The organism is Limimaricola litoreus, assembly GCF_024159025.1.
GTDB classification, from domain to species: Bacteria; Pseudomonadota; Alphaproteobacteria; order Rhodobacterales; family Rhodobacteraceae; genus Limimaricola; species Limimaricola litoreus.
The window spans coordinates 18,590-31,633 of record NZ_JAMYXC010000026.1 but is presented as its reverse complement, the minus strand read 5'-3'; the positions used below and the strand labels follow the sequence as shown (position 1 = coordinate 31,633).

The 13,044-nt window shown below is 68.8% G+C and carries 14 protein-coding genes; 4 read left to right on the top strand and 10 right to left on the bottom strand.

Annotated elements, in window-relative coordinates; translation table 11 throughout:
- Window positions 1–10: 10 nt before the first annotated feature.
- Window positions 11–481, bottom strand: coding sequence for a GNAT family N-acetyltransferase (locus NHG85_RS01865; protein ID WP_253329247.1), 471 nt, complete (start codon window positions 479–481; stop codon window positions 11–13).
- Between the two features lie 228 nt (window positions 482–709).
- Between NHG85_RS01865 and NHG85_RS01860 the strand changes: the two genes are divergently transcribed.
- Window positions 710–1,213, top strand: coding sequence for a DUF4174 domain-containing protein (locus NHG85_RS01860; protein ID WP_253329245.1), 504 nt, complete (start codon window positions 710–712; stop codon window positions 1,211–1,213).
- Window positions 1,214–1,336: 123 nt separating this feature from the next.
- Here the strand turns inward: NHG85_RS01860 and NHG85_RS01855 are convergent, their stop codons facing one another.
- The 7 genes from NHG85_RS01855 to betI form a co-directional block, all read right to left on the bottom strand.
- Window positions 1,337–1,555, bottom strand: coding sequence for a hypothetical protein (locus tag NHG85_RS01855; protein ID WP_253329243.1), 219 nt, complete (start codon window positions 1,553–1,555; stop codon window positions 1,337–1,339).
- Between the two features lie 153 nt (window positions 1,556–1,708).
- Window positions 1,709–2,092: a hypothetical protein gene (locus NHG85_RS01850; protein ID WP_253329240.1), complete on the bottom strand. Its 384-nt coding sequence runs from the start codon at window positions 2,090–2,092 to the stop codon at window positions 1,709–1,711.
- Between the two features lie 143 nt (window positions 2,093–2,235).
- The gene (locus NHG85_RS01845) at window positions 2,236–2,913 is read right to left on the bottom strand and encodes a thermonuclease family protein (protein ID WP_253329238.1); all 678 of its coding nucleotides are present in this window, start codon (window positions 2,911–2,913) and stop codon (window positions 2,236–2,238) included.
- Window positions 2,914–2,994: 81 nt separating this feature from the next.
- Entirely contained in the window at window positions 2,995–4,650 is a 1,656-nt protein-coding gene (gene betA, locus NHG85_RS01840) for a choline dehydrogenase (protein ID WP_253329237.1), read from the bottom strand.
- A 75-nt stretch (window positions 4,651–4,725) separates the two neighbouring features.
- On the bottom strand, window positions 4,726–6,195 hold the full coding sequence (gene betB / locus NHG85_RS01835) for a betaine-aldehyde dehydrogenase (RefSeq protein WP_253329236.1): 1,470 nt from the start codon (window positions 6,193–6,195) through the stop codon (window positions 4,726–4,728).
- Window positions 6,196–6,222: 27 nt separating this feature from the next.
- The gene (betC, locus tag NHG85_RS01830) at window positions 6,223–7,734 is read right to left on the bottom strand and encodes a choline-sulfatase (RefSeq protein ID WP_253329235.1); all 1,512 of its coding nucleotides are present in this window, start codon (window positions 7,732–7,734) and stop codon (window positions 6,223–6,225) included.
- Complete coding sequence (betI, locus tag NHG85_RS01825) at window positions 7,731–8,306, bottom strand: choline-binding transcriptional repressor BetI (protein ID WP_253329234.1); 576 nt, start codon at window positions 8,304–8,306, stop codon at window positions 7,731–7,733. The genes betC and betI overlap by 4 nt, the downstream gene beginning before the upstream one ends.
- 110 nt (window positions 8,307–8,416) lie before the next feature.
- Between betI and choX the strand changes: the two genes are divergently transcribed.
- The 3 genes from choX (at window position 8,417) to choV (ending at window position 11,416) form a co-directional block, all read left to right on the top strand.
- The gene (gene choX, locus NHG85_RS01820; protein WP_253329233.1) at window positions 8,417–9,355 is read left to right on the top strand and encodes a choline ABC transporter substrate-binding protein; all 939 of its coding nucleotides are present in this window, start codon (window positions 8,417–8,419) and stop codon (window positions 9,353–9,355) included.
- A 176-nt stretch (window positions 9,356–9,531) separates the two neighbouring features.
- Window positions 9,532–10,362 carry a choline ABC transporter permease subunit gene (choW, locus tag NHG85_RS01815; RefSeq protein ID WP_253329232.1) on the top strand — a complete coding sequence of 277 codons (831 nt, stop codon included), beginning with the start codon at window positions 9,532–9,534 and terminating at the stop codon, window positions 10,360–10,362.
- A 7-nt stretch (window positions 10,363–10,369) separates the two neighbouring features.
- Complete coding sequence (choV, locus tag NHG85_RS01810) at window positions 10,370–11,416, top strand: choline ABC transporter ATP-binding protein (protein WP_253329230.1); 1,047 nt, start codon at window positions 10,370–10,372, stop codon at window positions 11,414–11,416.
- Here choV and NHG85_RS01805 read toward each other — a convergent pair.
- Window positions 11,367–12,329 (bottom strand): DMT family transporter, encoded by a 963-nt coding sequence (locus NHG85_RS01805; protein ID WP_253329228.1) that lies wholly within the window; start codon window positions 12,327–12,329, stop codon window positions 11,367–11,369. The two genes, choV and NHG85_RS01805, sit on opposite strands and share 50 nt — an antisense overlap.
- 69 nt (window positions 12,330–12,398) lie before the next feature.
- Window positions 12,399–13,016 carry a LysE/ArgO family amino acid transporter gene (locus tag NHG85_RS01800; RefSeq protein ID WP_253329226.1) on the bottom strand — a complete coding sequence of 206 codons (618 nt, stop codon included), beginning with the start codon at window positions 13,014–13,016 and terminating at the stop codon, window positions 12,399–12,401.
- Between the last annotated feature and the right edge of the window lie 28 nt (window positions 13,017–13,044).

Below are 13,044 nucleotides of genomic sequence, written 5' to 3'. Positions count from 1 at the left end.
TGCGGCATTGTCAGAGTCGTTTCTGCAGGATGGCAAGATCGAGCCAACGGCCGAACTTGCGGCCGACCTGCGGCATGTATCCGCTTTGCTCGAAGCCCATCCGCTCGTGAAAGGCGATCCCGGCCGTGTTCTCGGCCGTGACGCAGGCGACCATGACATGCTTGTCGGCGGAGCGCGCCGTCTCGAACAGACGCCCCATCATCAACCGGCCCGCGCCGCGCCCGTGCAGGCCGGGGGCGAGCAGGATCGTGTGCTCGACCGTGTGGCGGTAGCCATCCGTGCCGCGAAAGGGAAACCACCGGGCGAAGCCTTGCACGCCCGCCTCGTCCCAGACGAAGAAGGGGTCGCCATTGCCGATGATCTGCGCGATCTCCGCCTCGCTGCGCTCGGTGGCGTTGAAGATCGAGGTCGTCTCGCGGATCACGCGGTTCCAGATGATGCCGAGCGCGGGCGCGTCGTCGGGCGTGGCGGGGCGGATCATGTCGGTCTCCGGGAACTGAGTCGGCGCCCGTGATGTCGCGTCCCGCCGCGCGCCGCAAGTGCCCTTGCAGGCATTGCGCGCCGCGCAAGGGCCGGATCGGCGTCGCGCGGCCCTGCCCGCCCTTTCGCGCGAGGCGCACGCGCCACGCGAGGCGACGTTGCGCTCGACCGGGGTACGGATTGTCGCGCCGCCCTTCGCGCGCGCGTCAATCGTGCTTATGTTGAGGGCATGAAACAGCTTCGCCCCCTGCTCGCGTTCATGGCCCTCGTCTGGGCCGTTCCCCTCGCTGCCGCGCAGGAGGCCCCGGATCTTCTCCTGCGCTGGGCTGAGGAGCCGCGCGCGGCCTACCCCGTGGGCGAGGCGGAGCTCGATGATTTCGAATTCATCGCCCGCCCGATCGTGGTCTTCGCCGACGGCGCGACGGATCCGCAGTTCCAAAGGCAGATGGGCTTTCTCGCCGAGCGGATCGACGAGCTGGCAGTGCGCGACGTGATCGTGCTGATCGACACCGACCCCGACGCGCGCAGCCCGATCCGCCGCAGCCTGCGCCCGCGCGGCTTCGCGGTGATCCTGATCGGCAAGGACGGGCGCATCGCACAGCGCAAGCCTGCCCCCTTCACCGGGCGCGAACTGATCCATGCCATCGACAAGCTGCCGCTGCGCCAGCAGGAGATCCGAGACGCGAACCGCCCTCTCGATGGCGCGGGGGCGCAGGCACTGCCACTGCGCTGACCGAAGCGGCGGGGACCGGGCAGGCCCCTGCCCCGCCGTATTTCATGCAAAAAGGCCGCCGGGGGTTCCCCCGGCGGCCCGTCATGTTCCATACGCCCGGCCCAAAGGCCGGATGCGCGTGGCTCAGTAGCAGCCGTTCGCGTTCGGGTTGGTCACGCAAGGCGCGATGCCGCCGATCGCACCGCCGATGAGCGCGCCGTTGACGGCGTTTTCGCCGACCACCTGCGCGGTGGCAGCGCCCGCGAGGGCGCCGGTCGCGGCGCGCTCACCGGGGGTCGCGCCACAAGCGGCGAGGATGGCGGCGACGCCGAAGGCGCCAAAGAGTTTGAACTTGGAAGTCATTTTCGGTCTCCGAAAGTGAAGAATGGTGCCCCAGATGCGGCGATCACTGCCATGTTGACAGGCTCTGCGCAAGGGAACAGGCTGCTTGGCCCTGCCGCTTCGGCATCATCGCCACGGCATGGGCGGCAACCCGCCGCTTGCGAGGCGCGGGGTTCACCAGTCCCCGTCTTCGTCGTCGTCCTCCTGCATCGTCCCGCCGAAGACATCCGGGAAGCTGTGCCGCGCCACCTCGACATCGATGCGCAGCAGCGCGTCGTAATCCTGCGGATCGAACGGGTCTTCGGCGGGCACCACCTCACGCCCGAACAGCCAGCTCAACCGCGCGGCGTCGAGATTGCCGCGCACGAAGGGCTCTTCGCCGAACTGCGCCCAGAGCGCGGCCATGAAGCCCTCATCGGCGCGGCGGTCGGGCGGGCGCCGATCGCGGAAGCGCTCGCGGCGGATGATCTTGGTCGGACCGTCCTTGGCCGCGCGGCGGATGGTGAACTGGAAATCTGTGCCGGACAGCCGGCCGGGAAATCCGCGGTGTTTTTCCATGTCAGTCGTGTCCTCGGGCTGCGCCGCGAGATCTGCGGCAGCCCGTGTGATAGACGGCCCCGCCGCGACGCGCCATACCATGCGAACCCCGAACGGGCGGAGGCGATCGACGGCAACCGGTGATGTGGGCGAAATCGGAAGGGTCAGCTTCCGGCGTGGCGCCAGCCGGCGCGGCGCGCCTCGGCCTCGTTGCAGAACCAGCGCTCGCCCGAGGCGGTGTCGATCTTGGTGCGCCCGTAGAAGGGATCGCCCGGCATGTGGTAGATCCGCCCGCCGCCCGAGACGTTGCCCTTGATCGCGCAGCCGCCCGCCTCGACCCGCTCCTTTGGCGCGGCCGTGCTACGCCCTTCGCGCTTGGCGCGCCGCCAGTCCCAGGGCGCCTCGACCTCGCCGCGCCAGATGCCGCGCCCCGCTTCGCGGGCCTCGGCTTCGCTTTCGAGGTAATCCTCGGAGTATTCCACATAGGCCAGCGCGAGACCTTCGGAGACCAGCGTCTCGCCGATGTCGTCCCCCCCGACGGCGCAGCGCGCGACGATGCGCTCGTAACGGTCGATGTCGACCGTCTCGCAGACCGCCTCGCGGCCCGCGAAGCGCAGCGAAGCCTCCTGCGTCACCCAGTCGCCGCAGGCCCAGACCGCCCCGGAGCCCGTGCCACAGCTTTGCGCGCTCTCGGGTGCATCGACGCCATGCAACCGCACCCGCGCCCCGCCGACATCGAGCGTGTCGCCGTCGATCACTGCAACCGGGCCGGCGGGGCCGGTGGTCGGGGCGGGCTCGGGGCTGCACAGGCCGAGAAAGGCGAGGAACGCGAAGCAGGGCATGACAGGGATGTCGGCGCTTTTTCCCGCTTCGGCAAGTGCTGGCTTAACTTAAAGTTAAGGAATTCCTGCTTCCCGCGAGTCTCAGCGCTGCGCCACACGCCACGCGGGGTGAATCCACGGCTTTTCGTCGAGCGGGTCGAGCCTGCGCCCGAGGATATGGTCCGAGGCCTTCTCGCCCACCATGATCGAGGGCGCGTTGAGATTGCCGTTGGTGATGCGCGGAAAGATCGAGCTGTCGGCCACGCGCAGCCCCTCGACCCCGATCACCCGGCATTCGGGATCGACCACCGCACCCGCATCGTCGCGCGCGCCCATCCGGCAGGTGCCGCAGGGGTGATAGGCGCTCTCCACATGCTCCTTGATCGCCGCGTCGAGCTCCGCGTCAGTCTGGAATTCGTCGCCCGGCAAGATCTCGTGGCCGCGATAGGGCGCAAAGGCGGGCTGGCTGAAGATCTCGCGCGTCAGCCGGATGCAGGCCCGGAAATCGGCCCAGTCCTGTTCGGTCGACATGTAGTTGAACAGGATCTTCGGCGCGTCCTCCGCCTTGGCCGAGGCCAGTGTCACATGGCCGCGCGAGCCCGAGCGCATCGGCCCCACATGTGCCTGAAAGCCATGCCCCTCGGCCGCCGCCTGCCCGTCGTAGCGCACGGCCATGGGCAGGAAGTGATACTGGATGTCGGGATATTCGATGCCCGCGCGCGAGCGGATGAAGCCTGCGCTCTCGAACTGGTTCGAGGCGCCCAGCCCCGAGCGCGTCAGCATCCACTGCGTGCCGACCATGCCCTTGCCCCAGAGGTTCCAGTGGCTGAAGAGCGAAACGGGCTGCGTCGCGGCCATCTGGACGTAGAGTTCAAGGTGATCCTGCAGGTTCTGCCCCACGCCCGCGCGGTCGGCCTTCACCTCGATGCCATGCTCGGCCAGATGCGCGGCGGGGCCGATGCCCGACAGCATCAGCAGCTTGGGCGAGTTGATCGAGGAGGCGGCGACGATCACCTCGGCGCGCGCGCCGATCACCTCGGTCCTGCCCCCGCGCGAGACCTCGACCCCGGTGGCCCGGCCCTCCTTGATCACCACGCGATGCGCCAGTGCCCGCACCAGCGTGCAGTTGTCGCGCTTGAGCGCCGGGCGCAGATAGGCATTGGCGGCGGACCAGCGGGTGCCCTGCCAGATCGTCGCCTCCATCGGGCCGAAGCCCTCCTGCTTCTCGCCGTTGTAATCATCGGTGAGCTGGTAGCCCGCCTGCCCGCCCGCCTCGACGAAGGCGCGGGTCAGCGGGTTGTCGCGCGGGCCACGGGTGACATGCAGCGGCCCGTCATGGCCGCGCCGGGCCGGATCACCGCCATGGCCGCCGTCGTGCCAGTTCTCCATCCGCCGGAAATAGGGCAGCACGCCCGCGTAGTCCCAGCCTGTCGCTCCCATCTCGGACCATGTGTCGAAATCGCGCGCGTGGCCGCGCACATAGACCATGCCGTTGATCGAGGAGGAGCCGCCGATCACCTTGCCGCGCGGCGTGGCGAGACGGCGGCCGCCCAGATGCGGCTCGGGCTCGGAGCGGTAGCCCCAGTCGTAGCGCGCCATGTTCATCGGATAGCTGAGCGCGCCGGGCATCTGGATGAACGGCCCCGCATCGGTGCCGCCATGCTCGATGACGATGACGCTCTTTCCCGCCTCGGAGAGGCGATAGGCCATGGTGCAGCCGGCGCTGCCGGCCCCGACGATCACGTAGTCCGCTTCCATCACATGCATCCCGATTCGTGGGGGTCACGGCCACCCTTGGCCGCGCCCGGTCGTTACAGATCGCCCCCTCGGGGCTCAGTAGGGCGCCTCGACCTCGCCCATGGCGACGTAGACGGTCTTGAGCTGGCTCCAGTGTTCGATCGCCACCTGCCCGTTCTCGCGGCCCACGCCGGACATCTTCATGCCGCCGAAGGGCGCCTCGACCGGCGTCAGGTTGTAGGTGTTGATCCAGCAGGACCCGGCCTGCAGCTTGGCCACGACGCGATGCGCGCGCGCCAGATCGCGGGTGAAGACGCCCGCCGACAGGCCGTAGACCGTGGCATTGGCGCGCTCGAGCGCTTCTTCCTCGGTCGCAAAACCGAAGACCGACATGACGGGGCCGAAGATCTCCTCGCGCGCGATGGTCATGTCGTCGGTCACATCCGCGAAGACCGTGGGCTCGATCCAGTAGCCGCCGTCCTCCGCCATGCCCTCGGGGCGACCGCCGCCCGCGACCAACCGCGCACCCTCATCGCGGCCCCGGGCGATGAAGCCCTCGACGATCTCACGCTGGCGCGCGCTGACCATCGGGCCGAAGTTGGTGGCCTCGTCGAGCGGATCGCCCATCTTCACGCCGCGCAATCGCCCGGAGAGCCGCGCGAGAAAGGCCTCGCGGATGCCGTCCTGCACGAAGACGCGCGTGCCGTTCGAGCAGATCTGCCCGGTCGAGTAGAAATTGGCGTTGATCGCCGCCGAGACGGCGTCCTCGACATTGGCGTCGTCGAAGATCACCAGCGGCGACTTGCCCCCGAGCTCCATCGTCACCGACTTCATGCCGTCCGCGGCGGCGGCATAGACGCGCCGGCCCGTCGGCACCGAACCGGTGAGCGAGACCTTGGCGACGCGCGCGTCCTCGACCAGCTTTGCGCCGACCTCGCCATAGCCCTGCACCACGTTGAACACGCCCGGCGGTGCGCCCGCCTCGACGAGGATCTCGGCCACCTTGAGCGCCGAAAGCGGCGTCGTCTCGGAGGGTTTGAAGACCATTGTGTTGCCGCAGGCGAGCGCGGGCGCCGCCTTCCAGCAGGCGATCTGTGTGGGGTAGTTCCACGCGCCGATGCCGACCGTCACGCCCAGCGCCTCGCGGCGGGTATAGATGAAATCCTCGCCCATCTGGATGTGCTCGCCCGAGAGCGTCGCCGCCAGCCCGCCGAAATATTCGAGCGCGTCGGCGCCCGAGGTGGCGTCGGCCACCAGCGTCTCCTGCAAGGGCTTGCCCGTGTCGTGCGTTTCAAGCTCCGACAGCTCGCGATTGCGCGCGCGGATGATGTCGGCGGCGCGGCGCAGGATGCGGCCGCGCTCCGTGCCGGTCAGCGCGGCCCAGGCGGGCTGGGCGCGCTGCGCCGCCGCGATCGCCCGGTCGACGAGATCGGGCGTCGCGGCGTGCAGATCGGCGATGGTCTCGCCGGTGGCCGGGTAGATCACCGGCAGCGCCGCGCCGGACGCGTCCTCGACGTAGGCGCCATCGATGAAGTGGCTGGCCTCGGGCTGGGTCGGATAGCTCATGTCGGTTGCCTTCGGAATCAGGGAGGATCACTCGCCGCGCGGGAAGCGCTGGCTCTCCTCGAGAATGTTGAGGTCCATGTGGTTGCGCATGTACCGCTCGGAGGCGGCGCGCAGCGGCTGGTAGTCCCACGGGTAGTAGCCGCCCTGCCGCAACGCCTCGTAGACGACCCAGCGGCGGGCTTGGCTGGCACGAACCTGCGCGTCGACCAGATCGAGGTTCCAGCGTTCGGCCGCCATGGCGCGAAACCGCTCCATCGTCTCGGCATGGGCCGGATCGGCGGCGAGGTTCGCCCGCTCCTCGGGGTCGGCGTCGAGGTCGAAGAGCTGCTCGGGATCGACCGGGCAGGCGGTGTATTTGAACCGCCCCTCGCGCAGCGCGATCATCGGCGCGATCGAGCCCTCGGCGGCGTATTCGATCGCCACCGGCGTCTCGCGCCGCTCGCCCTGCCCCAGCGGCACGAGGCTTTCGCCATCGGTCCATGGCGTGACCTCGGACATGTCGACGCCCGCGAGGTCGCACAGCGTCGGCGTCACGTCGATCGCCGAAACCGGATCGGTGACGAGACCCGGCTCCATGCCCGCCGCCGAAATCATCAAAGGCACCCGCGCGGAGCCCTCGTGAAAGCTCATCTTGAACCACAGCCCGCGCTCGCCCAGCATGTCGCCATGGTCCGAAACGAAGACCACGACCGCCTCCTGCCGCGTGTCCTCGAGCACCTGCAGGATCTCGCCCAGCTTGTCGTCGATGTAGCTGATGTTGGCGAAATAGCCCTGGCGCGCCCGGCGGATCTGCTCGGGCGTGATGTCGAACTTCTCGTGATCGGCGGCGTCGAGCAGGCGCTTGGAATGCGGGTCCTGATCCTCGTAAGCGATCGGATCGGTCCCGGGATCGAGATGCTCGCAATCCTCGTAGAGATCCCAGTACTTGCGCCGCGCGACGTAGGGGTCGTGCGGGTGGGTGAAGCTGACCGTCAGGCACCAGGGCCGGGCGTCGTGGCCGCGCGCGAGGTCATAGAGCTTGGTCTTGGCCTGATGGGCCACGTCGTCGTCATATTCGAGCTGGTTGGTGATCTCGGCCACCCCGGCACCGGTGACCGAGCCCAAGTTGTGATACCACCAGTCGATCCGCTCGTCCGGCTTGCGCCAATCGGGCGTCCAGCCGAAATCGGCGGGGTAGATGTCGGTTGTGAGCCGCTCCTCGAAGCCGTGCAGCTGGTCGGGGCCGACGAAATGCATCTTGCCCGAAAGGCAGGTCTGCCAGCCGGCGCGGCGCAGGTGATGCGCGAAGGTGGGGATGTCGGAGGGGAACTCGGCGGCGTTGTCATAGACGCCCGTGCGGAAGGGCAGCTGGCCCGACATGAACGAGGCCCGCCCCGGCGCGCAGAGCGGGCTGCCGGTATAGGCGTTGGCGAAACGGGTCGAACGCGCGGCGAGCGCCGTGAGGTTGGGCGCGTGCAGCCAGTCGGCCGGGCCGTCGGGAAACAGCGTGCCGTTGAGCTGGTCGGCCATGACGATGAGGATGTTGCGGGTCGGTGTCATTTCAGCTCCAGTTCGAACGCAGCGAGCAATTGCCGCGTGGCGGCGGGGCCGTCGGCCGGTCCGCCGGCAAGACCCTGCTTGAGGTACATCCCGTCGATCAGCGCCGCGAGACGCTCGGCGGCATCCGCGGCCCCCGCCCCCAGAAGCGGGCGCAGGTCATGCGCGAGGTTCGAGCGCAGCCTTCGGTGATAGATCCGCAAGAGCCGCGCCGCGGGCGCGGAGGTGCGCGCGAGGACATAGAAATTGAGCCAGGCCGCGATCACCTCGGGCCGGAAGTTGGAGGGGCCGAAGTTGGCGCGCAGGATCGCCGCGACGCGCGCGCGCGGGTCCCCCTTGGCGGCGACAAGCGCCTCGCGCACCTCGGTGGAATACTCCGACAGCAAATGCCGCATCGCGGCGAGGAAGATCCTGTCCTTGTTGCCGAAATAGTGATGCGCCAGCGCCGAGGACATGCCTGCGCGCTTCGCGATCCGCGCCACCGTGACGTCGAGCGAGCCCTGCGCGCCGATCTCCTCGATCGTCGCTTTGACCAGTGCGGCGCGCCGTATAGGTTCCATCCCAAGCTTGGGCATCAAGGGTCTCCAGATCCGCCCCGGCTCATCGACCGGGTTGCAACCGCGACCCTAATCGGCTTTTTATTGACGCGTCAATCAAGAACCAGAATACCACAGGAAGGACGACCATGATGCTCCGCACCACGATCAGCGCGCTGGCGCTGACCACCGTCGCCACCGGCGCCCTCGCTCAGGAAGCCGCCGAATGCCGCGACGTCGTGATGTCCGATGTCGGCTGGACCGACATCACCGCGACGACCGCCACCACCGTCATCGTGCTCGAGGGCCTAGGCTACGAGCCCGAGATCAAGGTGCTCTCGGTGCCGGTGACCTTCACCTCCATGTCCGACGGCGACATCGACGTGTTCCTGGGCAACTGGATGCCCACGCAATCGAGCGAGATCGCCCCCTATACCGAGGACGGCAGCATCGAGACGGTGCACAAGAACCTCACCGGCGCGAAATACACGCTGGCCACCAACGCCGCCGGCGCCGCGCTCGGGATCGCGAACTATGCCGATATCGCCGAGCATGCCGATGCGCTCGACAACACCATCTACGGCATCGAGCCGGGCAATGACGGCAACCAGCTGATCCTCGAGATGATCGAGACCGGTGCCTTCGGCCTGTCGGAATTCGAGGTCAAGGAAAGCTCCGAGCAGGGCATGCTGGCGCAGGTCGACCGCGCGTCGAAGCGCGACGAGCCGGTGATCTTCCTCGGCTGGGAACCCCACCCGATGAACGCCAGCTACGACATGACCTATCTCGAAGGTGGCGACGACTGGTTCGGCCCGAACCTCGGCGGTGCCGAGGTCTACACCGTGACCCGCAAGGGCCTCGTGGAGGACTGCCCGAACTTGGGCGCGCTGCTCGGCAATCTCGAGTTCAGCCTCGAGATGGAGAACGAGATCATGGGCGCGATCCTCAACGACGGCATGGACCCGCAGGAGGCCGCGCAGCAGTGGCTTGCCGCCAACCCCGAGGCGGTCGAGCCCTGGCTCGAAGGCGTGACCACGCTCGACGGCGGCGAGGCGCTGCCCGCGGTCAAGAGCGCCATCGAGGGCTGACGCTCGCAAGAAAGGCGCGGCACCGCGCCCCCTCCCCCGGCCCGATCGGGCCGGGGTCCAGATTTCCGGCCGCCCCGCCCCGGGCCGCGGCCCCCGCCCATCCGATCCGCGGCGAAACGCGCCGCATTTCCCCAGACGGAGACCCCGATGAGCAGACCCGACCGAGGCGCCGCCCCATGGAGATGAGCATTCCCAAGATCCCGGTGGGCGACTGGGCCGCCAATGGCTTCGACTGGCTGGAGACCAATCTCGCCATCGTCTTCGACACGTTGTCATGGCTGCTCGAAGGCATGATCGACGGCATCCTGTGGCTCCTGCAGACGCCGCCCGAGCTTGTCGTCATCGCCGTCTTCGTCGGCCTCACCTACGCGCTGCAACGCCGCTGGCAGCCCGCGCTTCTCGTGGCTCTGGGCTTTCTTTTCGTGCTCAATCAGGGCTACTGGGAGGAGACGACCGAAAGCCTGACGCTGGTGCTCTCGGCCTGCGTCGTCTGCATGGGCGTCGGCGTTCCCATCGGCATCGCCGTGGCGCACCGCCCCAAGCTCTACGCCTGGGTCGCGCCGGTGCTCGACCTGATGCAGACGCTGCCGACCTTCGTCTACCTGATCCCGGCCATCGTCTTCTTCGGCATCGGCATGGTGCCGGGGCTCATCGCCACGGTGATCTTCGTGCTGCCCGCGCCGATCCGGCTGACGCAGCTCGGCATCTCCAGCACGCCGACCTCGCTCGTGGAGGCCGCGCAGGCCTTCGGCGCGACGCCGCGGCAACTGCTGTGGAAGGTCGAACTGCCATCGGCCTTTCCGCAGATCATGACCGGGCTGAACCAGACCATCATGCTGTCGCTGTCGATGGTCGTCATCGCCGCCCTCGTCGGCGCCGACGGGCTCGGCGTGCCGGTGGTGCGGGCGCTCAATTCGGTCAACACCGCGCTCGGCTTCGAGAGCGGCTTCGTCATCGTCGTGGTCGCCATCATGCTCGACCGCGCTTTGCGCGTGAAGCGAGGGTAAGACAGACATGACCGACACCACCCCCCGCAACGCCGTCGAGTTCGACGCCGTCAACATCGTCTTCGGCGACAAGCCGGAGACCGCCCTGCCGCTGATGGACGAGGGGCAAGAGCGCCCCGAGATCGCCGAGAGGACCGATCAGGTGCTGGGCGTCCACGACTGCACCCTCGACGTGCCCGAGGCCGAGATCCTCGTGCTGATGGGCCTGTCGGGCTCGGGCAAGTCGACGCTCCTGCGCGCCGTCAACGGGCTCAACCCGGTGGTCCGCGGCGACGTGCGCGTGCGCATGAACGGCGAGATGACTTCCGTCACCCAGGCCAACAAGAAGACGCTGCGCGAGATTCGCCTGCATCACGTCGCCATGGTGTTCCAGCAGTTCGGCCTGCTGCCGTGGCGCACGGTGCGCGACAATGTGGGCCTCGGGTTGGAGCTCGGCGGCATGTCGAAGGCCGAGCGCCGCGACCGGGTCGAGACCGAGCTGGAGATGGTCGGCCTCGCCGACCGCGCGGACGCGCTGGTGGGCGAGCTTTCGGGCGGCATGCAGCAGCGCGTGGGCCTTGCGCGCGCCTTTGCCACCGACGCGCCGATCCTCTTGATGGACGAACCCTTCTCGGCGCTCGATCCGCTGATCCGCTCGCGGCTGCAGGACGAGCTTCTGGACCTGCAGGCGCGCAAGCAGCGCACCATCATCTTCGTCAGCCACGATCTCGACGAGGCCTTCAAGCTCGGCAACCGCATCGCCATCATGGAAGGCGGGCGGATCGTCCAGTCGGGCACCCCGCGAGAGATCTTCACCAAACCCGCCAACGGCTACGTGCGCGACTTCGTGGCCCATATGAACCCGCTCGGCGTGCTGTGCGCCCGTGACGTGATGGACCCCGACGCGACGCTCGCCGCCGAGGGGCAGGTCGAGGCGACGACGCCGATCCTCGAGGTGATGGCGCGGATCCACGCCACCCCCGCCCCGCTCGACGTGGTCGAGAACGACCGCGTCATCGGGCAGGTCAGTCCGGGCTCGATTCTCGAGCGTCTGGGCGAGCTTCCGACCGACTGACCGGCATGGCATCGGGCGCGACGGCGGTGGCCGCCCGTCGCGCCCGCGCCTCGCGCCATGTGATGAACATCACCGCGCCCATGATGATCGCGCCGCCCAAGACCGTGAACGGGTCCACCGGCTCGCCGAACAGGATCGCGCCGATCGCCACCGCCCAGACCAGCTGCAGGAACGTTACCGGCTGCGTGACCGTGAGCGGTGCCGCGGCAAAGGCGCGCGTCATCGCGTAATGCCCCGCCGTCCCCAGCCCCGCCGCGCCGAAGAGATAGGCCAGCGCCTCCACCCCCGGGGCTTCCCAGACCGGCAGCGCGAAGGGCAGCAGGCCCAGCGGCACCATCAGCGACAGCATCGCCACGATCACCTCCGCCGGCAGCTCCTCGGAGAGCCGCTTGACCACGAGATAGCCCGAGGCGATCAGCATCGCCGTGCCCATCATCGCGATATGGCCCGGATCGATCTCGCGCAGACCGGGGCGCAGCACCACCAGCGCCCCGATGAAGGCCGCCACCACCGCCGCCACGCGGCGCGGCGGTAGCCGCTCGCCCATCAAAAGCGCCGCCCCCACCGTCACCCAGATCGGGTTGAGGTAGTTGATCGCCGTCACCTCGCCCAGGGGAATGCGCGCGATGGCATAAAACCACAGCCCCACGCCGCAGGCGTGCAGCACCGCGCGCAGGCCCAGAAGCCGCCACAGTCGCGGCGTGATCCGCGCGCGGCGCAGCGCGGGCAGCATCGGCAGCAGGAAGGGCAGCCCCAGCGCAAAGCGCAGCACCGCCGTCTGCGCCGCCGGCAGCGCGGTGCCGACCGCCTTGATCAGCACCGTCATGGAGACGAAGCACAGCCCCGCCGCCAGCATCCAGCCGACACCGATGAGGGGCGAGCCCTGGGGGCGCGAAACATATGCTGACGTCATGCAATTCTCCCGGCGGCTACAGGACGGCAAAGCGCGCGGGGATGCAAGCGCATCAAGGGCGCGTCGGGCCTAGCCGCCCCAGATCAGCCCGGCGGCAATGCTCCACATCACCAGCGCGATGATGGCATCGAGCACGCGCCACGCGGCGGGGCGGGCAAAGACTGGGCGCAGAAGCCGCGCGCCATAGCCCAGCGCGAAGAAGAACAGAAACGAGGCCAGCACAGCGCCGGAGCCGAAGGCCCAGACCCGCCCCTCGAAGCGCGAAGCGACCGAGCCCAGCAGCACCAGAGTGTCGAGATAGACATGCGGGTTGAGCCATGTCAGCGCAAGGCAGGTCAGCACCGCGCGCCGCAGCCCCGCCGTGCCGTCATCGGCGGCCCGGAGCGCCTCGCCGCCGCGCCACGCGGCCAGCGCCGCGCGAGCGCCGTAGACCAGCAAGAAGGCCGCCCCGCCCCAGCGCAAGAGCGGCGCGATCCATGGCGCGGCCTCGGCCAGCGCGGCAAAGCCCGAGACACCGGCGGCGATCAGCACCGCGTCCGACAGCGCGCAGGTCATCACCACGGCAAGCACGTGATCGCCCCTGAGCCCCTGGCGCAGCACGAAAGCATTCTGCGCCCCGATGGCGAGGATCAGCGACAGGCCAAGCGCGAGCCCGGCGGCGAAGGCGGAGAGAAAACCGGCGTCCATGCGCCTGCCTTAGCGGCGGCCCCCACCC

Bases quoted from the DNA above. Each gene is read 5' to 3' on its own strand.
- NHG85_RS01865 (WP_253329247.1), bottom strand. From the start codon at position 481: ATGATCCGCCCCGCCACGCCCGACGACGCGCCCGCGCTCGGCATCATC.
- NHG85_RS01860 (WP_253329245.1), top strand. From the start codon at position 710: ATGAAACAGCTTCGCCCCCTGCTCGCGTTCATGGCCCTCGTCTGGGCC.
- NHG85_RS01855 (WP_253329243.1), bottom strand. From the start codon at position 1,555: ATGACTTCCAAGTTCAAACTCTTTGGCGCCTTCGGCGTCGCCGCCATC.
- NHG85_RS01850 (WP_253329240.1), bottom strand. From the start codon at position 2,092: ATGGAAAAACACCGCGGATTTCCCGGCCGGCTGTCCGGCACAGATTTC.
- NHG85_RS01845 (WP_253329238.1), bottom strand. From the start codon at position 2,913: ATGCCCTGCTTCGCGTTCCTCGCCTTTCTCGGCCTGTGCAGCCCCGAG.
- betA (WP_253329237.1), bottom strand. From the start codon at position 4,650: ATGGAAGCGGACTACGTGATCGTCGGGGCCGGCAGCGCCGGCTGCACC.
- betB (WP_253329236.1), bottom strand. From the start codon at position 6,195: ATGAGCTATCCGACCCAGCCCGAGGCCAGCCACTTCATCGATGGCGCC.
- betC (WP_253329235.1), bottom strand. From the start codon at position 7,734: ATGACACCGACCCGCAACATCCTCATCGTCATGGCCGACCAGCTCAAC.
- betI (WP_253329234.1), bottom strand. From the start codon at position 8,306: ATGCCCAAGCTTGGGATGGAACCTATACGGCGCGCCGCACTGGTCAAA.
- choX (WP_253329233.1), top strand. From the start codon at position 8,417: ATGATGCTCCGCACCACGATCAGCGCGCTGGCGCTGACCACCGTCGCC.
- choW (WP_253329232.1), top strand. From the start codon at position 9,532: ATGGAGATGAGCATTCCCAAGATCCCGGTGGGCGACTGGGCCGCCAAT.
- choV (WP_253329230.1), top strand. From the start codon at position 10,370: ATGACCGACACCACCCCCCGCAACGCCGTCGAGTTCGACGCCGTCAAC.
- NHG85_RS01805 (WP_253329228.1), bottom strand. From the start codon at position 12,329: ATGACGTCAGCATATGTTTCGCGCCCCCAGGGCTCGCCCCTCATCGGT.
- NHG85_RS01800 (WP_253329226.1), bottom strand. From the start codon at position 13,016: ATGGACGCCGGTTTTCTCTCCGCCTTCGCCGCCGGGCTCGCGCTTGGC.